16 protein-coding genes and 1 pseudogene are annotated in these 19,868 nt (G+C 57.4%); 7 read left to right on the top strand and 10 right to left on the bottom strand.

Annotated features, from left to right (window positions below; all coding sequences use genetic code 11):
• The first annotated feature begins 83 nt into the window (after nucleotides 1-83).
• Nucleotides 84-1,010, top strand: a complete 927-nt coding sequence (locus BG55_RS10425) for an ABC transporter ATP-binding protein (RefSeq protein ID WP_034937229.1) — start codon at nucleotides 84-86, stop codon at nucleotides 1,008-1,010.
• Nucleotides 1,007-1,777: pseudogene (locus BG55_RS10430) on the top strand (ABC transporter permease). Before BG55_RS10425 ends, BG55_RS10430 begins: the two are co-directional and overlap by 4 nt.
• 65 nt (nucleotides 1,778-1,842) lie before the next feature.
• Here the strand turns inward: BG55_RS10430 and panD are convergent.
• From panD to thpR, 9 genes are all read right to left on the bottom strand, one after another.
• Entirely contained in the window at nucleotides 1,843-2,223 is a 381-nt protein-coding gene (gene panD / locus BG55_RS10435) for an aspartate 1-decarboxylase (RefSeq protein WP_034937231.1), read from the bottom strand.
• A 78-nt stretch (nucleotides 2,224-2,301) separates the two neighbouring features.
• Nucleotides 2,302-3,156: a pantoate--beta-alanine ligase gene (panC, locus tag BG55_RS10440; RefSeq protein WP_034937233.1), complete on the bottom strand. Its 855-nt coding sequence runs from the start codon at nucleotides 3,154-3,156 to the stop codon at nucleotides 2,302-2,304.
• A 15-nt stretch (nucleotides 3,157-3,171) separates the two neighbouring features.
• Nucleotides 3,172-3,966 (bottom strand): 3-methyl-2-oxobutanoate hydroxymethyltransferase, encoded by a 795-nt coding sequence (gene panB, locus BG55_RS10445; RefSeq protein WP_034937235.1) that lies wholly within the window; start codon nucleotides 3,964-3,966, stop codon nucleotides 3,172-3,174.
• 60 nt (nucleotides 3,967-4,026) lie between these two features.
• Nucleotides 4,027-4,506 (bottom strand): 2-amino-4-hydroxy-6-hydroxymethyldihydropteridine diphosphokinase, encoded by a 480-nt coding sequence (folK, locus tag BG55_RS10450; RefSeq protein ID WP_034937237.1) that lies wholly within the window; start codon nucleotides 4,504-4,506, stop codon nucleotides 4,027-4,029.
• Nucleotides 4,503-5,918 (bottom strand): polynucleotide adenylyltransferase PcnB, encoded by a 1,416-nt coding sequence (gene pcnB / locus BG55_RS10455; protein WP_235192747.1) that lies wholly within the window; start codon nucleotides 5,916-5,918, stop codon nucleotides 4,503-4,505. The genes folK and pcnB overlap by 4 nt, the downstream gene beginning before the upstream one ends.
• 82 nt (nucleotides 5,919-6,000) lie before the next feature.
• Nucleotides 6,001-6,930, bottom strand: a complete 930-nt coding sequence (gluQRS, locus tag BG55_RS10460) for a tRNA glutamyl-Q(34) synthetase GluQRS (RefSeq protein ID WP_052018783.1) — start codon at nucleotides 6,928-6,930, stop codon at nucleotides 6,001-6,003.
• A 183-nt stretch (nucleotides 6,931-7,113) separates the two neighbouring features.
• Nucleotides 7,114-7,569 (bottom strand): RNA polymerase-binding protein DksA, encoded by a 456-nt coding sequence (dksA, locus tag BG55_RS10465; RefSeq protein ID WP_034937242.1) that lies wholly within the window; start codon nucleotides 7,567-7,569, stop codon nucleotides 7,114-7,116.
• 180 nt (nucleotides 7,570-7,749) lie between these two features.
• The gene (gene sfsA / locus BG55_RS10470; protein ID WP_034937245.1) at nucleotides 7,750-8,448 is read right to left on the bottom strand and encodes a DNA/RNA nuclease SfsA; all 699 of its coding nucleotides are present in this window, start codon (nucleotides 8,446-8,448) and stop codon (nucleotides 7,750-7,752) included.
• A complete protein-coding gene (thpR, locus tag BG55_RS10475) occupies nucleotides 8,448-8,984 on the bottom strand; it encodes an RNA 2',3'-cyclic phosphodiesterase (RefSeq protein ID WP_034937248.1) in 537 nt (178 codons plus the stop codon). Before thpR ends, sfsA begins: the two co-directional genes overlap by 1 nt.
• A 76-nt stretch (nucleotides 8,985-9,060) precedes the next feature.
• Between thpR and hrpB the strand changes: the two genes are divergently transcribed.
• The 5 genes from hrpB (at nucleotide 9,061) to fhuB (ending at nucleotide 18,112) form a co-directional block, all read left to right on the top strand.
• Nucleotides 9,061-11,502 (top strand): ATP-dependent helicase HrpB, encoded by a 2,442-nt coding sequence (hrpB, locus tag BG55_RS10480; RefSeq protein ID WP_034937420.1) that lies wholly within the window; start codon nucleotides 9,061-9,063, stop codon nucleotides 11,500-11,502.
• Between the two features lie 99 nt (nucleotides 11,503-11,601).
• Nucleotides 11,602-14,115 (top strand): bifunctional glycosyl transferase/transpeptidase, encoded by a 2,514-nt coding sequence (gene mrcB, locus BG55_RS10485; RefSeq protein ID WP_034937251.1) that lies wholly within the window; start codon nucleotides 11,602-11,604, stop codon nucleotides 14,113-14,115.
• A 329-nt stretch (nucleotides 14,116-14,444) separates the two neighbouring features.
• Nucleotides 14,445-15,239 carry a Fe3+-hydroxamate ABC transporter ATP-binding protein FhuC gene (fhuC, locus tag BG55_RS10490; RefSeq protein WP_034937253.1) on the top strand — a complete coding sequence of 265 codons (795 nt, stop codon included), beginning with the start codon at nucleotides 14,445-14,447 and terminating at the stop codon, nucleotides 15,237-15,239.
• 15 nt (nucleotides 15,240-15,254) lie between these two features.
• The gene (gene fhuD, locus BG55_RS10495; protein WP_034937255.1) at nucleotides 15,255-16,136 is read left to right on the top strand and encodes a Fe(3+)-hydroxamate ABC transporter substrate-binding protein FhuD; all 882 of its coding nucleotides are present in this window, start codon (nucleotides 15,255-15,257) and stop codon (nucleotides 16,134-16,136) included.
• Nucleotides 16,133-18,112 (top strand): Fe(3+)-hydroxamate ABC transporter permease FhuB, encoded by a 1,980-nt coding sequence (gene fhuB, locus BG55_RS10500; RefSeq protein ID WP_034937258.1) that lies wholly within the window; start codon nucleotides 16,133-16,135, stop codon nucleotides 18,110-18,112. Before fhuD ends, fhuB begins: the two co-directional genes overlap by 4 nt.
• Nucleotides 18,113-18,181: 69 nt before the next feature.
• On the opposite strand, the gene hemL is transcribed toward fhuB, so the two are convergent.
• Nucleotides 18,182-19,465 (bottom strand): glutamate-1-semialdehyde 2,1-aminomutase, encoded by a 1,284-nt coding sequence (hemL, locus tag BG55_RS10505; protein WP_034937261.1) that lies wholly within the window; start codon nucleotides 19,463-19,465, stop codon nucleotides 18,182-18,184.
• Between the last annotated feature and the right edge of the window lie 403 nt (nucleotides 19,466-19,868).

Below are 19,868 nucleotides of genomic sequence, written 5' to 3' on the forward strand. Positions count from 1 at the left end.
TGCGTTGCTGTAATATAGGTCAACGAAACGTGATTTAAAACGGTAAATAAAAAAACCACTCAGAACAGGGCACTCTTTAACCTATGACTTATGCACTGGAACTTGAAAAACTGACCAAAACCTATGCGGGCGGCGTTCAGGCCCTCAAGGGGATTGATCTTAACGTGGAAGCCGGTGACTTCTATGCACTGCTTGGGCCTAACGGCGCGGGTAAATCCACCACCATTGGCATTATCAGCTCGCTGGTGAACAAAACCGCCGGTAAGGTTCGCGTCTTTGGCTATGACTTACAGCAGGATGTGGTCAACGCCAAGCGCCAGCTGGGACTGGTCCCGCAGGAATTCAACTTCAATCAGTTTGAAACTGTCCTGCAAATTGTGGTCAGCCAGGCCGGGTATTACGGCGTGGAAAAAAAAGATGCCCTGAGCCGGGCGGAAAAATATCTGCGGCAACTCGACCTGTGGGATAAGCGCAATGAACGGGCGCGGATGCTCTCCGGCGGCATGAAACGCCGGCTGATGATTGCCCGCGCGCTGATGCATGAACCTAAATTGCTGATCCTCGATGAACCGACTGCGGGCGTGGATATCGAACTGCGCCGCTCAATGTGGACGTTTTTGCAGGATCTGAATGCAAGAGGCACCACCATTATCCTGACCACTCACTATCTGGAAGAGGCTGAGATGCTGTGCCGTCATATCGGCATTATCCAGCGCGGTGAACTGGTAGAAAACACCACGATGAAAGGCCTGCTGGCGAAGCTGAAATCGGAAACGTTCATTCTCGATCTGGCAGCAAAAAGTCCGTTGCCCCAACTCGAAGGCTTTCAGTACCGGCTGGTGGATACCTCGACGCTGGAGGTGGAAGTGCTGCGCGAACAGGGACTGAACAGCGTGTTCAGCCAGCTGAGTCAGCAGGGGGTACAGGTGTTGAGTATGCGGAACAAAGCGAACCGCCTTGAGGAGCTGTTTGTCGACCTGGTGAATGGTCGCAGAGGAGAGAGAGCATGACACATTTGTACTGGGTTGCCCTGAAGAGCATCTGGGAAAAAGAGATCACCCGATTTGCCCGCATCTGGATCCAGACGCTGGTGCCGCCGGTGATCACCATGACGCTCTATTTTATTATCTTCGGCAATTTGATTGGCGCGCGCATTGGTGACATGCACGGTTTCAGCTACATGCAGTTTATCGTGCCGGGGCTGATTATGATGGCGGTGATCACCAACGCCTATGCCAATGTGGCATCGTCTTTCTTCAGCGCGAAGTTCCAGCGCAACATTGAGGAGCTGCTGGTAGCGCCCGTGCCAACGCATGTGATCATCGCCGGCTATGTGGGCGGCGGCGTGGCGCGTGGCGTTTGCGTCGGGGTGCTGGTAACCGCCGTCTCGCTGTTCTTCGTCCCGTTATAGGTGCATTCGTGGCTGATGGTAGCGGTCACGCTGCTGCTGACCGCGATCCTGTTTTCGCTGGCTGGCCTGCTGAATGCGGTATTTGCCCGCACCTTTGATGATATCAGTCTGATCCCAACGTTTGTGCTGACGCCGCTGACCTATCTGGGAGGCGTGTTCTACTCCCTTACCCTGCTGCCGCCGTTCTGGCAGGTGGTGTCAAAGCTGAACCCCATCGTCTACATGATTAGCGGTTTCCGCTATGGCTTTTTGGGGATTGCTGACGTGCCGCTGGCCTTTACCCTTGCGGTTTTACTGGCCTTTATTTTGGGATTCTACATCCTTGTCTGGGCATTGATTGAGCGCGGCAGGGGGCTGCGCACCTGAGGCAGAAAAAAGGGCCGGTTATCCGGCCCTGAGTTTTCAGACAAGCGGCTGAGCTGAACGTCGCATCAGGCAACCTGAACCGGTACGGCTTTAGCCAGCCGTTTCATCAGATTATCACCTTCGAAATAGGCCACTTTCGGTTGCCACTGTCGCGCCTGTTCGTCAGGCATATCAACATAGGAGCAGATAATCAAAATATCGCCTTCACAGGCGCAACGTGCAGCCGCACCGTTGACGGAGATAATCTTCGATCCCCGCTCCGCCGCGATGGCGTAGGTGGAAAAACGCTGACCGTTGGTCACGTTATAAATATCGACAGCTTCGTATTGCAGGATGCCGGAAGCGTCAAGAAAATCCTGGTCAATGGCACAGGAGCCTTCGTAATTAAGATCTGCCTGGGTCACTTTGACCCGATGCAGTTTGCCCTGCAACATAGTACGGTTCATAACCTTTTACCTTTCGCCGATAATCAAAAAAGAACGCCAGACAGCCTGATGGACGGGGCCACAATACCCTGCGGATAATCAGGCGCGGAGATCAACCTGCTGGTTATCAATCAGCCGTGCGGTGCCCAGCCATGCCGCCATCAGGATCACCGCCCGCTGACTGTCAACGGTCAGGGGTTGCAGGGTGTCAGCGTCACAGATGGCCAGCCCGTCGGCGCGCAAACCTTTGATCGCCAGCGCGGCTTCAGCATCGCTGAGCATCTGCTCAATGTGTCGTTCCCCGTTGGACAACTGGTCCGCGAGGCTGTTCATCACTTTACTCAGTTCAGGGGCGATTTTACGCTCATCGGCGCTGAGATAACCGTTACGTGAACTGAGCGCCAGGCCATCTCTGGCCCGGACGGTTGGCACACCAGTAATCTCGATATCGTACCCCATATCCGCAACCATCCTGCGGATCAGTGCCAGCTGCTGATAGTCCTTCTCACCAAAGCAGGCCAGGTCCGGCTGTACCAGGTTAAACAGTTTGCTGACGATGGTGGAAACGCCACGAAAATGTCCGGGGCGGCTGGCACCTTCCAGTAATGTGGAAAGCGCGGGAACTTCAACGAAGGTCTGCTCACTCAGCCCGGCGGGATAGACATCGGCGGGCGCGGGAGCAAATACCAGGTCCACCTTGCGACGATTGAGCTTTTCACAATCTTGCTGGAGGGTGCGTGGATAGCTGGCGAGATCGTCGGCGCGGTCAAACTGCATGGGATTGACAAAAATCGAGACGATAACAATATCGGCCTGTTCGCGTGCCACATCGACCAGCGTCATATGCCCATCGTGCAGATTACCCATTGTAGGAACCAGCGCGATACGTTTACCGTCCTGCCGCCAGCGCCGGATCTCGCGGCGCAGCATCGGCAGTGTTTCAATAATCAGCACGATGTTTCTCCTGGATTAAGAAAAGCTGTGTTCTTCGTCGGGATAAGTGCCCGCTTCGACTTCTGCAACATACTGTCTGACGGCGGCGCGCATATCGCCAGCCTCGCTAAGGAAATTTTTGGCGAATTTTGGAATATGTCCACCGGTAATGCCAAAAGCATCATGCATCACCAGAATCTGCCCATCGGTCATATTCCCTGCACCGATACCGATAACCGGAATGCTCAGCGCAGTGGTGATCCGCGCTGCCAGCGCCACGGGCACGCACTCCAGCACCACCATTTGCGCGCCGGCGGCTTCCAGCGCCAGCGCGTCGTTCAGCAGCGTTTCTGCCGCTGCGCTTTCGCGGCCCTGTACTTTGTAGCCACCGAAAATATTAACGGATTGCGGCGTCAGACCAAGATGGCCACATACCGGCACGGCACGTTCGGTTAACTGCCTGACGGTGTCAGCCAGCCACTGGCCGCCTTCAAGTTTGACCATATTGGCGCCGGCGCGCATCAGCTGAGCGGCGCTGTCGAAGGTCTGTTCCGCTGTGGCATAGGTCATAAACGGCAGGTCGGCGAGCAGCAGGGCATGGGGCGCACCACGGCGCACTGCCTGGGTGTGATAAACAATGTCTGCCAGCGTAACGGGCAGGGTGGAATCATGGCCCTGCACCACCATCCCCAGCGAGTCGCCCACCAGCAATACCTGGATGCCTTCATCGGCAAACAGGCGGGCGAAGCTGTAGTCGTAGGCGGTCATGGAGGCAAATTTGCGTCCGCTCTTTTTCCACTGGCGAAGGGTAGATACCGTCGTCGGTTTCATCGCAACCTCTCAAGATGTTTTCTGGAGGGCGTATCTTAAAGGATGAAACGGGGGTTTGCACTACCAGGGCTGAATGGCGCTGCTGTCCAGTCCGGCGAGAATATCTGCCGCGCGGGTGCCGTCAGGGAAAGTAATATCCGGCGCAATTTCCACCAGCGGGACCAGCATAAAGGCGCGGTTGTGCATATCGTAATGCGGGACGATCAGCCGTGGTGTGTTCAGGGTGAGCGATCCGAACAGCATAATATCCAGGTCCAGCGTGCGCGGTCCAAAGCGGTGTTCCTTGCGCACACGTCCCTGCTCCAGCTCAATACGCTGAGTATGGTCCAGCAGGGCTTCCGGCGTCAGTTCGCTGTCCAGCGCCACCGCCGCATTGAGATAATCGGGTTGATCGGCGGGTCCGTAAGGGGGCGTGCGCCAGAAAGAGGAAGCGGTGATCAGCCGCGTTTGCGGCAGGGCGGCCAGCGCATCCAGTGCTGCCTGCACCTGATGCAGCGGGTCGGCAAGATTACTGCCTAATGCCAGCCAGACGCGGTTCATGCGTTGTGGTTACCCTCACGGCGCGAATCAGAAATACGCTTACGTGGACGGCGGGTGCGGCGACGAGGCACCGGATCGTCCCCCAGCGTGTTGAGCATGGTTTTTTGCTGGGGCGGCGCCGCCACCTGGAACTCTCCCCACCAGGCGGAAAGACGTAACAGCTCCTGATTGTTTTCCACTTCCGCACGCAGTGCCAGCAAGTCATAAGCGGCACGGAACTTGGGATGCTCCATCAGTTTCCATGCACGTCTGCCGTGGCGGCGTGGCAGGCGCAGTTGCAGCTGCCAGATATCGCGAACCAGGGTGGTAATGCGCTTCGGGATCGCCAGTGAACGACAGGCTTCATCCAGCAGGTCATTCATCGCCAGAGCAAAGGCATCGTAGTAAGCAAGGCCGCTCTCCTGCGCAATTTTCTGTGCCGCCTCCAGCTGGGGATACCAGAACATGGCGGAGAACAGAAAGGCCGGGTTCACGCGCATCTGATTGTGAATGCGGTTGTCGGTATTTTTCAGCACCTGAACGATCATCCGCTCCATGTTACTGTCACCCGCTTCGGTAAAGTAACGGGTAAGGACAGGAAACAGCGGCTGAAACAGCTGATATTCGCGCAGTTGCAGATAAGTATTGTGACCAAAACCGGTCTGCAACAGTTTCAGCGTCTCCTCGAACAGGCGCGCTGGCGGAATATCATTTAACAGCGTGGCGAGACGGGGAATGGGCTCAGCCGTGCCTGGTGCGATGGACATATCCAGTCTGGCGGCGAAACGAATAACCCGCAGCATCCTGACCGGATCTTCGCGGTAGCGGGTTTCCGGATCGCCAATCAGGCGGATAATACCCTGTTGCAGATCGCTGATGCCGCCCACGTAGTCGCGCACGGTAAAGTCGGCAACGCTGTAATAGAGGCTGTTGATAGTGAGGTCGCGGCGTTGGGCATCGTCTTCAATGGAGCCAAAAATATTATCGCGCAGCAGCATTCCGTTTTGACCGCGCTGGGAATTGTTGCGATCTTCATTAACCTGCTGTGCTTCGTGATGTCCGCGGAAAGTGGCGACCTCAATAATTTCCGGGCCAAACATGACGTGCGCCAGACGGAAGCGACGTCCCACCAGCCGACAGTTGCGGAACAGCTTACGCATTTGTTCCGGCGTGGCATTGGTGGTGACATCAAAATCTTTCGGTTTTTTTCCCAGCAGTAAGTCACGAACGCCACCGCCGACCAGGTAGGCTTCATAACCGGCTTTGTTCAGGCGGTACAGCACCTTGAGGGCATTTTCACTGATATCTTTACGCGAGATAGTATGACCGTCGCGAGGAATAACGGCCATCTGATGCGCTTCAACCGTTTCGGCAGGCGTTTTGTCTTCGCGACTCAGAACTTTTCGGCAAAAATTAGCAACGCGGGTAAAAATAGGACACCTCGATAGTGACAATTAAAGCTGGGCAATAAAAACAGCGGCTAATCATAGCTCAGCGCGGCCCGTTTGAGAATGCTCATCTGTTATCCTCATTCTGTTTCCGTTCATCGCCTGAAACAGAAGAAATAACCTTGTGTTGATAAAGCACATCTTCGCGGGGAAGGGCGGCGATGCTCCAGCATTGTACTGCCTGCTTAAGCAGCGCCTCGACGGAAAGATCTGCCCACTCCCTGCTGACGGGCTGGCCGAGAAATTGCAACGCCTCAACCAATGTGGGACGCGGATCCCCGGCGGGTAACGCTGGCGCGTGGTTCTGCTTTGACAGCTTAATGCCGTCACGATTTACAGCCAGCGGCAGATGCAGATAGCCGGGAACGGACCAGCCACACTGTTGAAAAAGTGCTATCTGTCTCACCGTAGGCAGGATCAGATCCGCCCCTCTGACCACTTCCGTCACGCCCTGGAAGTGGTCGTCCACCACCACCGCCAGATTGTAGGCAAACAGCCCGTCACGTCGATGAATAATAAAATCTTCGCCCGCCAGACCGGCATCAGCAACGATGTTACCCCGTACAGCATCGTTAAAGCGGTCGACGGGATTTTCGTTTCGCAATCTGATTGCCGCGTTTTGTGCATCGCGATGCCGGGTACGACAGTAACCGTCATAAATGCCGCCGCATTGCTGGATACGACGGCGTGTACAGGTGCAGTAATAGCTGTGCTGCTGCTGTTGCAGCCAGGCGAGGACTTCCCTGTAGGCCTGGTGGCGCTGCGACTGCCACAATACCGCGCCATCCCACAACAGGCCGTAATGTTCAAGTTGCTGAAGAATACCCGCAGCGGCACCGGGAATCTCACGGGGAGGATCGATATCTTCGATACGCACCAGCCATTGTCCATGCTGTGCACGTGCCTGTAAGTAACTCCCTAATGCGGCAACGAGGGAGCCAAAATGTAAAACGCCTGAAGGGGAGGGGGCAAAACGCCCGATATAAGAAGAAAACATCAATAACCTGTTAAGTCAGGCTGATTTACTGACGATGCCAGACCAGTCTGCGTTTGAAATTCTTGCCCGGTGCGGATGGCGATATGTGCCATGACGGCGACGCCCGATAATAAAGGCTGTAAGTGGGAAGAAGGGCGGTCAGGCCAGCAATAAAGCTGCCTCACCGCACCCTCTTTAAAGCCGTTAACCGGCCATCTGTTTCTCGCGGATTTCCGCCAGAGTTTTACAGTCGATGCAAAGATCGGCGGTAGGACGTGCTTCAAGGCGACGGATGCCGATTTCAACACCACAGGATTCACAGTAGCCAAAATCGTCGTCTTCTACTTTCTTCAGCGTCTTTTCGATCTTTTTAATCAGTTTGCGTTCACGGTCCCTGTTACGCAGTTCAAGACTGAATTCCTCTTCCTGTGCCGCACGGTCAACCGGATCAGGGAAGTTGGCAGCTTCATCCTGCATATGAGAAACCGTTCGGTCAACTTCATCGCGAAGCTGATTACGCCAGGCTTCCAGGATTTTCTTGAAATGCTCCAGCTGGGCTTCATTCATGTACTCTTCGCCCGGCTTCTCCTGGTAAGGCTCCACCCCAGCGATGGCGAGAATACTCAGGGACGAGGTTTTACGGGTTTGCCCTTCTTGCATGTTGTTTCTCCTGGATAACACGCACTATCGATCCCCACAGGGGATAAAAACAGGTCGCTATAAATAGCAGAAGCGATCAAGGTTGGCAATTATTCCTGAACATCCCTTGACAAGCATGTGAGGAAAAGCATATCGGCACAGTACTGAGATCATTTTGATATCAGCAAATTGCGTCAAACTTTACAACTTCACAGCCAGTGCCTTTTTTAGCGAGAGTCCTTCAGGTGATAACTGTGCTTTATAGCAAAGCACTTCAACCCCACTTCGCTGCGCCTGTGCCAGTAGTTCTGCATAGTGCGCATCGATATGACGCGCCGGGGTAACGTCCTCAATCCCCGAGTGCAAAACGGCAAAAAACAGAACCGCACGTTGATCATTTTCAGCCATTCTGCCGAGTTCCCGCAGATGCTTCTGACCCCGCACGGTTACCGCATCCGGAAAATAGCCTTTGCCATTCTGGCAAAGCGTTACGGATTTGACTTCAATATAGCAGTTGGTGCGGCCCTCTGCCTGCAACAAAAAATCAATGCGGCTTTCGCCATATTTCACCTCAGCACGCAGCTGGCTGTAACCGGATAATTCCGGGATGATCTGCTGGTTCAGTGCCTCTTTCACCAGGCTGTTGGCGCGCAGGGTATTGACGCAAATCCACTCTCCCAGCTGCGTCTCTGTCAGCTCCCAACTGTGCGGATATTTTCGCGTCAGACTGTCAGAGGTGGAGTACCAGACCGTATCTCCCGGCGTGGCGCAGCCGGTCATCGCACCGGTATTGGCGCAGTGCAGCGTCAGTTTTTCACCCTCAGGCGTGATGACATCGGCAAGAAAACGTTTGTAACGTAAAACCAGCGTGGCTGGTCGCAAAGGTGGATCGAAAATCATCACTCTTCCTGATGCAGCGCCCAGTCAGCCACCTGCTTATAGCGGGTACGGCCACGGGAATAAATGGATTCAAATAAGGCAAAACGCTCAACGCGAAACGACCACTGAAAATTGCGCGGCGGTAAGGCCACCGGCCTGACCGCGTTGCGTAGCAGCGTGATATGGGGATGAAAAGGTTGTGGACTTTGATAGCAGCCGCAGCGGGCAGCCTGCGAACGCAGCATTTCAGCCAGTTGCAGCAGGCCGCGTGGCGCGCGTTTGGGTCCCAGCCACACTAAACCGACGCCCGGCCAGTGCCCGGCATCATCCAGCGTAAGGGTGAAACCGGGTTGCCTGATCCTGGCGGCCTGCTGTTGCAGCACGATGGATTTCTCGCTGCTGACCTCGCCAGGCCAGGCCAGCGTCAGCGTCAGTCTGGCTGCTTCTGATGGACGACCCGCTTCAGCGGCAAAGTTGTCTGCCCGCCACTTTACAATGCTTTGCCCAACCTCTTGCGGCAGGCTGATGCCAAAAAACAGCCTTTTCTGCTCACTCATGGCGCTCTCCGGTATTCCTGATGGAGGAATGCTACAATGCCCGGCAAATTCAGGCCATGACGTTATGGAGCAAAGCGTGAGTTCATTACCGGTCAGTGAGATTTTACCTGAGCTGATACAGCACCTGCGCACTTCGCCGCAGGTGCTGTTAGTGGCCCCCACTGGCGCGGGCAAATCCACCTGGCTGCCATTACAGCTACTGCGGGATGCGGGGCTGAACGGTAAAATTTTGCTGCTGGAACCCCGGCGGCTGGCGGCACGTAATGTGGCGGAGCGGCTGGCGGAACAGCTGGGCGAGCAGCCAGGCGAAACCATCGGCTATCGTATGCGCGCAGAAAGTCGCAGCGGGCCAGCAACCCGTCTGGAGGTGGTTACCGAAGGGATTCTGACCCGCATGTTGCAGCAGGACCCGATGCTCGAAGGCGTGGCGCTGGTGATGCTGGATGAGTTCCACGAGCGCAGTCTGCAAGCCGATCTGGCGCTGGCGCTGTTACTGGACGTTCAGCAAGGGCTGCGTGACGATCTGAAAGTGTTGTTAATGTCTGCCACCCTGGATAATCAGCGTTTACAGACGCTGCTGCCTGACGCGCCGGTGGTCCGCTCTGAGGGCCGTTCTTTTGCCGTTGAACGACGTTACACCTCACTCTCTTCCGGCGTTCGTTTCGAACAGGCGGTTGCCCGCCAGGTCAGCCAGTTACTGCATGAGGAGCCGGGCTCATTGCTGCTGTTTCTGCCTGGCGTCATCGAAATCCAGCGGGTACAAACCGAGCTGGACGGCCTGGTTGCCGCCGATACCGACCTCTGCCCTCTGTACGGTGCCTTGCCGCTGGCGGCGCAGCGTAAAGCGATTCTTGCCTCTCCGCCTGGCCGACGGAAAGTGGTGCTGGCGACCAATATTGCGGAAACCAGCCTGACTATCGAGGGCATCCGGCTGGTGGTGGACAGCGCACTGGAGCGCGTAGCGCTGTTTGATCCCCTTAGCGGGCTGACGCGCCTGCAAACGCAGCGCATCAGCCAGGCCTCAATGACGCAGCGTGCCGGGCGAGCCGGACGCCTTGAAGCAGGCCTTTGTCTGCATCTGATTGCCAGGGAGCAGGCGGAGCGCGCGGCCAGTCACGCCGACGCAGAGATCCTTAACAGCTGTCTGGCGGCGCTGTGGCTGGATCTGTTGCAGTGGGGCTGTCACGACGTCAACCAGCTGAACTGGCTGGATATTCCTCCGGAGCGCCACCTCCAGCAGGCGCAGCAGCTGTTAATGCAACTGGGTGCCACCGATGCCAGCGGCAAACTGACCAGCAAAGGCAGGCGTATGGCATCGCTGGGTAGTGAACCGCGTTACGCTGCCATGCTGGCCGATGCGGCTGACGATAACGACCAGGCAGGCACGGCGGCGTTACTGGTGGCGATGCTGGAGGAACCCGCGCGCGGCAGCGTCGATTTACGCGACAGTTTTCACCGTCGACAGAATAACTGGCAACAGCGGGCGAGGCAGTTGTTGCGGCGTCTTAAGGTGAGGGATGGCGAGGTTGACAGCAGCCTGATTGCGCCGTTGCTGGCCGGGGCTTTTGCCGATCGTATCGCCCGACGTCGTGGCGCAGAAGGGCGCTATCAACTGGCTAATGGCACCGGGGCCAGCCTTCACAGCGATGAGGCGATGACCCGTTACGAATGGCTGATCGCGCCTGCTCTGTTGCAGGGGAACAGCCAGCCGGATGCCCATATTTTGCAGGCGATTCCGCTGGATATCGATGCCCTGATTCGCCAGCGCCCTGAGCTGGTAACCCTCCACACCGAGGTGGAGTGGGATGACGCGCGGGGAACGCTCCGTGCCTGGCGTCGCCAACAGATTGGTAAGCTGGTGCTCGCTTCACAGCCATTAAGCCAGCCAGATGAAGAGGAGCTGCATCCGGCGATGCTGCGCTGGGTGCGGCTGCGGGGATTATCGGTACTGAACTGGACGCCGCAGGCAGAGCAGTTGCGCCTGCGTATGCTCTGTGCGGCACAATGGTTGCCGGAGGAGAACTGGCCTGCCGCCAGAGAAGCGGATTTGCTGGCCTCGCTGGAAAGCTGGTTGTTGCCGGCGATGAGCGGCGTGCGTGACGCCAGAGGGCTGAAGCAGATTGATGTGGCGGGGGCTTTATTACAATTGCTCACATGGCCGCGCCGCCAGCAACTGGATACTCTGCTGCCAACTCATTACACTGTGCCCACCGGAAACCGGGTGCCGATTCGTTATGATGAAGAGAAGCCGCCCGCGCTGGCCGTGCGTTTGCAGGAGATGTTTGGCGAAGCGCAGAATCCCACCGTGGCCGATGGACGGATAGCGCTGGTGCTGGAACTGCTCTCCCCGGCACAGCGACCTTTGCAGATTACCCGCGACCTCGCCGCATTCTGGCAGGGAGCCTGGCGTGAGGTGCAGAAGGAAATGAAAGGACGCTATCCCAAACATCTCTGGCCGGACGATCCGGCAACGGCACAGCCCACGCGCCGCAGCAAAAAGTTTTCTGCGCCCTCCTGAGCGCAACCCTGATTTCGGAAGGTTCCCGTTCCGGATTAAATTGAGTAAGAACAAAGTGGTCGGCCATCGTAAATGGTCGCTTGCGGAGAAAAGAGAAGAATGTCTGACGATCGCGAACCTATTGGGCGCAAAGGTAAACAGCCCAACCCTCCACGTAAGGTGGCGGGTCGGCGTGAGCGCAGGGACGATGACGATGATTTTCAGGATGATGGCTATGACCATGAGGAGAAAAAGCCAGTGCCACGTAAAGGAAAAGGGCGCTCACCGCGCAGGAAAAGAGGCTGGTTGGGTTTATTTATCAAGCTGTTGCTGATCTTTATTGTGGTGATGATCGCGTATGGATTTTATCTTGACGCCCAGATCCGCAGCCGTATCGACGGCAAAGTCTGGCAACTTCCCGCGGCCGTCTATGGCCGGATGGTGAATCTTGAGCCAGGGATGTCATACAGCAAAAGCGAAATGGTGGCGCTGCTGGAGGGAACCCAGTATCGCCAGGTAACCCGCATGACACGTCCCGGCGAATTCACCGTGCAGGGTAACAGCATTGAGATGCTGCGCCGGCCGTTTGATTTCCCTGACAGTAAAGAAGGACAAATCCGCGCCCGGTTGAGCTTCAGTGGCGACACCCTGAGTGAGATCAAAAACCTCGACAGCGGGCGTGACTTTGGCTTCTTCCGTCTGGACCCGCGTCTGATCACCATGTTGCAGTCGCCTAATGGCGAGCAGCGCCTGTTTGTCCCCCGCAGCGGTTTCCCTGACCTGCTGGTGGATACGCTGGTGGCGACCGAAGACCGGCACTTCTATCAGCACGATGGCATCAGCTTTTTTTCCATCGGCCGCGCTTTTCTGGCGAATATTACCGCCGGTCGGGCGGTGCAGGGTGGCAGTACGCTGACTCAGCAGCTGGTGAAAAACCTGTTCCTGACCAACGAGCGTTCGCTGTGGCGTAAGGCCAATGAAGCCTACATGGCGCTGATTATGGATGCCCGCTACAGCAAAGATCGCATCCTTGAGCTGTATCTTAACGAAGTCTATTTGGGCCAGGCCGGTAACGATCAGATCCGTGGCTTCCCGCTGGCCAGCCTCTATTACTTTGGGCGTCCGGTGGATGAGCTGAGTCTCGACCAGCAGGCGCTGCTGGTGGGGATGGTAAAAGGCGCTTCACTGTACAATCCGTGGCGTAATCCGAAGCTGGCGCTGGAACGTCGCAACCTGGTGCTGCGTCTGCTGCAACAGCAAAAAGTGATCGATCAGGAGCTGTACGATATGCTCAGCGCCCGTCCTTTGGGCGTGCAGCCTAAAGGTGGGGTGATCACCCCGCAGCCAGCCTTTATGCAGATGGTGCGCAACGAGTTGCAGGCGAAACTGGGCGATAAGGTGAAAGACCTGTCGGGGGTGAAGATCTTCACCACCCTGGATCCACTCTCCCAGGATGCGGCAGAAAAAGCGGTTGAAGAGGGCGTCCCGGCGCTGCGTAAGCAGCGTGGCCTGAACGATCTGGAAACGGCGATGGTGATCGTCGACCGCTTCAGCGGTGAAGTCCGTGGAATGGTCGGCGGCGCAGACCCGCAGTTCGCCGGTTACAACCGTGCGTTGCAGGCGCGTCGCTCCATCGGTTCACTGGCGAAACCGGCTACCTATCTGACCGCCCTCAGCCAGCCGGATAAATACCGTCTGAACACCTGGATTGCTGACAATCCGATTGCGCTGAAGCAGCCCAATGGCCAGGTCTGGAAACCTCAGAACGACGACCGTCGCTTTAGCGGCCAGGTGATGCTGGTGGATGCACTGGCGCACTCGATGAATGTGCCAACGGTTAACCTGGGGATGACGCTGGGCCTGCCGCAGGTGGTCGATACCTGGACACGACTGGGTGTGGCAAAAGAGCAGTTGCAGCCGGTTCCGGCGATGCTGCTGGGAGCACTGAACCTGACGCCGGTCGAAGTGGCGCAGGCCTTCCAGACTATCGCCAGCGGCGGTAATCGCGCTCCGCTTTCTGCGGTGCGCTCGGTCATCGCTGAAGATGGCACCGTGCTGTATCAGAGCTTCCCGCAGGCTGAACGGGCCGTTCCGGCTCAGGCCGCGTATCTGACGCTTTATGCCATGCAGCAGGTGGCGGAAGAGGGAACTGCCCGTGCGTTGGGTGCCCGCTATGCGAAAGCGCATCTGGCAGGTAAAACCGGTACCACCAATAACCAGGTAGACAGCTGGTTCGCGGGTGTCGATGGTAAGGAAGTGGCGATCACCTGGATTGGTCGGGACAACAACCAGCCGACCAAACTCTATGGTGCCAGCGGTGCGATGCAGATCTATCGTCGCTATCTGGATAATCAGGCGCCGATGCCGCTGTTACCGACTCCACCGGAGGACATTGCGCCGATGAATATCGACTCTGCCGGTAATTTCGTTTGCGGTGGCAGCAGCAGCAGCTGGCGGACGTTGCCGGTGTGGACCACCGATGCGAATGCCCTGTGTCAACAACAGCAACAGCAGGTGCAGCAACAGCAGCAGTTACTGCAACAGCAACAGCAGCAGTCGCAACAGCCCGCTGGCGAACAGAAAGACAGTAACGGCGTGGCCGGTTGGATAAGGGATATGTTTGGCAGTAAATAACCGGGCGGGCCACTGTTAACCGTGGCCCGTGGCGCTATCGGGCTTCAGGCCTGTAGCCAAAGGAATAGCCCGTTGAGAGCAGGAGGGGGCATTAAGCGTGAAGCCCTCTCCGTTACTTCTCCCCCACTGCAATACACTATTTCCCCATACTTTTTATCAGGTTAATCCGGCGCAGTCAGCGTCGCTGAGGCCTGATTTCTGCTTGCAGACCCTTCGACGATTCGCATATCATTTAATTGTGATAATAATTCTCGTTTATATTTACATTCGCGCTCTGCTACTTCCTGTATCGGGCACGTTGCAATCATGCCCCCAATCAGAAGAACGTTATGCACTCTTTGCAGGTAACCGAAAGCACCTTTTCTCTTCAGCAGGCGACCTTTGCCGTGCCCGGCAGGACCCTGCTGCAACCGCTGTCGCTGACTTTTCCTGCCGGTAAGGTCTGTGGCCTGATCGGCCATAACGGCTCCGGTAAATCTACGCTGTTGAAAATACTGGGCAGGCACCACGCTGCGACGGCAGGTGAGGTGCGACTCAATGGCAAAGCGGTCGCAGAGTGGTCCGGCAGGCTCTTCGCCCGTGAAGTGGCTTATCTTCCTCAGCAGTTACCGCCTGCGGAAGGGATGACGGTGCGCGAGCTGGTGTCAATGGGGCGCTATCCGTGGCACGGTGCGCTGGGACGTTTTGCCGCTGAAGACCGCCAGCGCGTAGAAGAAGCGATAGCGCTGGTGGGCCTGGAGCCGTTTGCCCTGCGCCTGGTGGACAGTCTCTCTGGGGGGGAGCGTCAGCGGGCGTGGATAGCGATGCTGGTGGCGCAAAACAGCCGCTGCCTGCTGCTGGATGAACCTACCTCGGCGCTGGATATTGCCCATCAGGTTGAGGTGCTGGCGTTAATCCAGCGTCTGAGCCGTCAGCGTGGCCTGACGGTTATTGCGGTCCTGCATGATATCAACATGGCTGCCCGTTACTGCGATACCCTGGTGGCACTGCGTGATGGCGGGATGATTGCCCAGGGCGATGCCGCAGCGATTATGCAGCCCGATGTGCTCCAGCATATTTACGGGATCCCGATGGGGACCCTGCCTCACCCTGACGGCGGAACGCCGGTGAGTTTTGTTTACTGATGGAGTGGGGTATTGATGCCTGATTATTACCGTCGCCGCCTGCTGATGGCGCTGGCGCTTTCTCCGCTGCTACCGGGGCTGGCTGCGCGCGCGGCTTCCCCGATTGATACACAACGCATTATTGCGCTGGAGTGGCTCCCTGTTGAGCTGCTGATGGCGCTTGGGGTGACGCCGATGGGCGCGGCGGAGATGTACCAGTACAAACTGTGGGTGGGAGAACCGGCATTGCCCGCCTCCACGGTGGATGTGGGACTGCGTACGGAGCCCAATCTGGAGCTGCTGATCCAGATGAAACCGTCTCTGATTCTTTACTCTTCCGGCTATGGCCCGTCTGCGGAAAAAATCGCACAGATTGCACCGGGCATAGGCTTTCCCTTCAGCGATGCCAGTGGCAAACCGCTGACGATGGCGCGTAAATCGCTGATGCAGCTGGCTGAACGTCTGGATCGCGTCCCGCAGGCGCAACACCACCTTGCCTCTTTTGACGCCTTTATCGCTGCATCCAGAGCACGTATTGCCGCCAGGGTGCAGCGGCCCCTGTTGCTGATGTCGATTCTCGATCCGCGCCACGCACTGGTGTTTGGTAAAGGCAGTCTGTTCCTCGAAGTCATGACCTTGTTGGGTATTGAAAATGCCTGGCAGGGGGAAACCAACTTCTGGGGAAGTGCGATTGTTGGGCTGGAGCGGCTGGCCGCAATGCAGGATGTGGATGCGGTCTGTTTCGACCACGGTGATGACGCGCTGGTGGCCCAGGTTACCGCCACACCGCTCTGGCGCTCATTGCCTTTCGTCCGTCAGAACCGCTTCAGGCGCGTGCCACAGGTCTGGTTCTATGGCGCGACGCTCTCTGCGATGCGTTTTTGCCGTGAACTTGACGGCGCGTTGGGGGCAGCATGAAAACAGCCCTGCGTTTTCCGCTTGCCCTGCTGACGCTGCTGCTGGCAGCGGCGGTCAGCCTGACAGGCTACAACTTCAGCCAGGCGTTGCCGCCGTCGCAATGGCTCGCGGTGCTGCATACTGCCAGCCCGGAGCAGGTGGATCAGATGGTATTTCATTACAGTCTGCTGCCCCGGCTGGCGCTCTCCTTACTGGTGGGGGCAGGGCTGGGACTGGTGGGAGTGCTGTTTCAGCAGGTGCTGCGTAATCCGCTGGCCGAACCGACCACGCTGGGGGTGGCGACAGGGGCACAGCTGGGGCTGACCGTTGCCACGCTGTGGAGCCTGCCTGGCGGGCTGGTAACCCAGCAGATGGCGGCGATGACGGGGGCGATACTGGTCGGGCTGATTGTCTTTGGCATTGCCTGGGGTAAACGTTTGTCACCGGTGACCCTGATCCTCGCGGGGCTGGTGATGTCGCTCTACTGCGGGGCGGTCAATCAACTGATTGGCCTGTTTAACCACGACCGTCTGCAAAACATCTTTCTCTGGAGCACCGGCACGCTGAACCAGATGGACTGGAGTAACGTCAGCTTTCTCTGGCCGAAACTGTTGACAGGGCTGGTCTTGTCTCTGTTTTTGCTGCGTCCGATGACCTTAATGGGGCTGGATGACGGCGTGGCAAAAAACCTCGGTCTGGCGCTGTCGCTGACGCGACTGGCGGTGCTGTTACTGGCTATCGTGCTCAGCGCACAGCTGGTAAACGCCGCCGGGATCATCAGTTTCATCGGTCTGTTTGCCCCGCTGCTGGCGAAGATGCTTGGGGCCAGACGATTGCTCAGTCGGCTGCTGCTGGCTCCGCTTATCGGAATGCTGTTGCTGTGGCTGGCCGACCAGTGCGTGATCTGGCTGACGGCTAACTGGCGTGAAGTGTCAACCGGGACGGCGACGGCGATTATTGGCGCACCTCTGTTGCTGTGGCTGTTACCGCGACTGAAAACCACTGCGGTGATGCCACCAATGGATCAGGGAGATAACGTACCGACCGAGCGCCATCAACTGCTGATGTGGGGAAGTCTGGCCCTGTTGCTGCTGCTGATACTGAGTGTTGTCGCCCTGAGTTTCGGTCGTGATGCGCACGGCTGGCAGTGGGCGACGGGCGAACTCTGGCAGCAGCTGCTGCCGTGGCGTTTACCACGTCTGGCCGCCGCCGTTGCGACCGGGATGATGCTGGGCGTGGCGGGCTGCATTGTACAGCGTCTTACCGGTAACCCGATGGCCAGTCCGGAGGTGTTGGGGATCAGCTCCGGGGCGGCCTTTGGCGTGGTGGTGATGTTATTTATCGTACCCGGTGATGCCTTTGGCTGGCTGCTGCCTGCCGGTTGTATCGGCGCTACGCTGACGCTGATGATTATCACTTTTGTCGGTGGCCGGGGTGGGTTTTCGCCGGAAAGAATGCTGCTGGCGGGGATGGCGCTCAGCACCGCGTTTGCCACGCTGTTGCTGTTGCTGATGGCCAGTGGCGATCCCCGGATGGCAGAGCTGATGACGTGGATTGCCGGTTCCACCTATCACGTTGACGCCGCCCAGGCCTGGCGGACGGTGGTGGTGGCCGCCGTGCTGCTGGCGCTGGCACCGCTTTGTCATCGCGCCCTGACTCTGCTGCCGCTGGGGGGTGAAACGGCCCGTTCTGTCGGGCTGGCGTTGAAACCCGCGCGCATGACCTTGCTGCTGCTGGCGGCAGCACTGACCGCCGCCGCCACGCTGACCATTGGCCCCCTGAGTTTTATTGGCCTGATGGCACCGCATATCGCCCGGATGCTGGGTTTCCGCCGGGCGCTGCCACAGTTGATGATTGCCACGTTGCTGGGCGGTGGTCTGATGGCGGTGGCTGACTGGTGTGGCCGAATGGTTGCTTTTCCGGCCCAGGTGCCGGCCGGACTGCTGGCGACCTTTATCGGCGCGCCTTACTTTGTCTGGCTGTTGCGCAGAGCGTAGCGCCTGGCCGCCTCAGGGGGATTGTCTGCCGGGCTGCCCCTTGCAGGCGCCGCCCGGCATCAGCGGTAATCAGTTCAGCTGAGCAAAACAGCGGCGGGCAGCATCAATGGTGCGTTGAATCTCTTCCTGACCGTGTGCCAGCGACATAAAGCCTGCTTCGAATGCGGAAGGTGCCAGATACACGCCCTCTTTAAGCATCAGATGAAAGAACTGTTTAAAGCGTTCCGTGTCACAGCGGGTCACGTCAGCGTAACAGGTCACCGCAGGGGCATCGGTAAAGAACAGGCCAAACATGCCGCCAACGTGATTCACCACCAGCGGAATATTTTCTGCCTGTGCTGCGGCCAGCAGGCCCTCAGCCAGCCGGGTGGTCAGCGCGGCCAGCGTGCTGTGTACGCCCGGTTTGGCTATTTCGTTCAGGCAGGCGAACCCGGCAGCCATCGCCACCGGATTACCGGACAGGGTGCCTGCCTGGTAAACCGGACCGCCAGGGGCCAGCGCTTCCATCACGTCACGACGGCCACCAAATGCACCAACCGGCATCCCGCCACCAATAATTTTGCCAAGACAGGTCAGGTCTGGCACCACGTTGTAGTAGTCCTGCGCGCCCGCCAGAGCAACGCGAAAGCCGGTCATCACTTCGTCGATAATCAACAGCGCGCCGAATTCATCACAGAGCGCTCGCAGACCGGGCAGGAAATCCGGCTGAGGTGGGATGCAATTCATATTGCCCGCCACCGGTTCGACGATAATGCAGGCGACGTCCTGCGGATACTGCTCAAAAGCGGCTCGTACAGAATTGAGATCGTTATAAGTGCAGGTCAGGGTATGCTTCGCAAAATCTGCCGGGACCCCTGGTGAGTTTGGCTGACCGAGCGTCAGCGCGCCGGAACCGGCTTTCACCAGCAGGCAGTCGGCATGTCCGTGATAGCAGCCCTCAAATTTGATGATTTTGTCACGGTGGGTGAAACCGCGTGCCAGACGTATGGCGCTCATGGTGGCTTCGGTGCCCGAGTTGACCATCCGCACCATATCCATGGTGGGCACCAGCGTGGTGACCAGCTCCGCCATTTTGACTTCCATCTCGGTGGGCGCGCCAAAGCTTAATCCCCGTTGCGCCGCGTCAATCACCGCATTACGGATAGCGGGGTGATTATGGCCCAGCACCATCGGTCCCCAGGAACCCACGTAGTCGATATAAGCCTTGCCATCTGCGTCGTACAGACAGGCTCCGTCAGCACGTTCAATAAACAGTGGCACACCGCCTACGCCGGTGAAGGCGCGTACCGGCGAGTTAACGCCGCCGGGAATAACTTGTTGCGCCTGAGCATACAGATTTTCAGACTTACTCATGGTTTGGCTCCTGAGGATGCATAAAGAAAAACGTGCCATTCTAAGGGAACATGGTGGCAGGTTAAATGTTCGTGTCCAGTAAACTGAAATCCTCCCTCTCCCGGGTGCCGGTTTCGGCCTGCTTAAGGGCAAAAGCAAGCTGCTCTTCGATATAGCGCGTCTTTTTCATCTCCGATGACCTCTTTTCTCAGAGAAGAAAGCCCGAAAACTCGACTTCACCCCGAAACGAAAAAAAGGGAAGAGATTACTTTCGCGCCGGGATGCCGTGAAGGGTGGTACGAACAAGGGGATCTCCACGCCAATGCCGTGGACAATAATTATGTAACTATTTTTTTCTGAAGGTTTCCGTTGAAGTGATTTAGTGTATTGCCTGATTTTTAATCAAAAAAGACACTTTATAATC

Source organism: Erwinia mallotivora (genome assembly GCF_000590885.1).
Taxonomy (GTDB): Bacteria; Pseudomonadota; Gammaproteobacteria; order Enterobacterales; family Enterobacteriaceae; genus Erwinia; species Erwinia mallotivora.

Excerpts from the sequence above, each read along its gene's own strand:
- panD (WP_034937231.1), bottom strand. The coding sequence starts at position 2,223 with ATGAACCGTACTATGTTGCAGGGCAAACTGCATCGGGTCAAAGTGACC.
- thpR (WP_034937248.1), bottom strand. The coding sequence starts at position 8,984 with ATGAGTGAGCAGAAAAGGCTGTTTTTTGGCATCAGCCTGCCGCAAGAG.
- dksA (WP_034937242.1), bottom strand. The coding sequence starts at position 7,569 with ATGCAAGAAGGGCAAACCCGTAAAACCTCGTCCCTGAGTATTCTCGCC.
- fhuC (WP_034937253.1), top strand. The coding sequence starts at position 14,445 with ATGCACTCTTTGCAGGTAACCGAAAGCACCTTTTCTCTTCAGCAGGCG.
- sfsA (WP_034937245.1), bottom strand. The coding sequence starts at position 8,448 with ATGATTTTCGATCCACCTTTGCGACCAGCCACGCTGGTTTTACGTTAC.
- hemL (WP_034937261.1), bottom strand. The coding sequence starts at position 19,465 with ATGAGTAAGTCTGAAAATCTGTATGCTCAGGCGCAACAAGTTATTCCC.
- gluQRS (WP_052018783.1), bottom strand. The coding sequence starts at position 6,930 with ATGTTTTCTTCTTATATCGGGCGTTTTGCCCCCTCCCCTTCAGGCGTT.
- BG55_RS10425 (WP_034937229.1), top strand. The coding sequence starts at position 84 with ATGACTTATGCACTGGAACTTGAAAAACTGACCAAAACCTATGCGGGC.
- folK (WP_034937237.1), bottom strand. The coding sequence starts at position 4,506 with ATGAACCGCGTCTGGCTGGCATTAGGCAGTAATCTTGCCGACCCGCTG.
- panB (WP_034937235.1), bottom strand. The coding sequence starts at position 3,966 with ATGAAACCGACGACGGTATCTACCCTTCGCCAGTGGAAAAAGAGCGGA.
- mrcB (WP_034937251.1), top strand. The coding sequence starts at position 11,602 with ATGTCTGACGATCGCGAACCTATTGGGCGCAAAGGTAAACAGCCCAAC.
- fhuD (WP_034937255.1), top strand. The coding sequence starts at position 15,255 with ATGCCTGATTATTACCGTCGCCGCCTGCTGATGGCGCTGGCGCTTTCT.
- fhuB (WP_034937258.1), top strand. The coding sequence starts at position 16,133 with ATGAAAACAGCCCTGCGTTTTCCGCTTGCCCTGCTGACGCTGCTGCTG.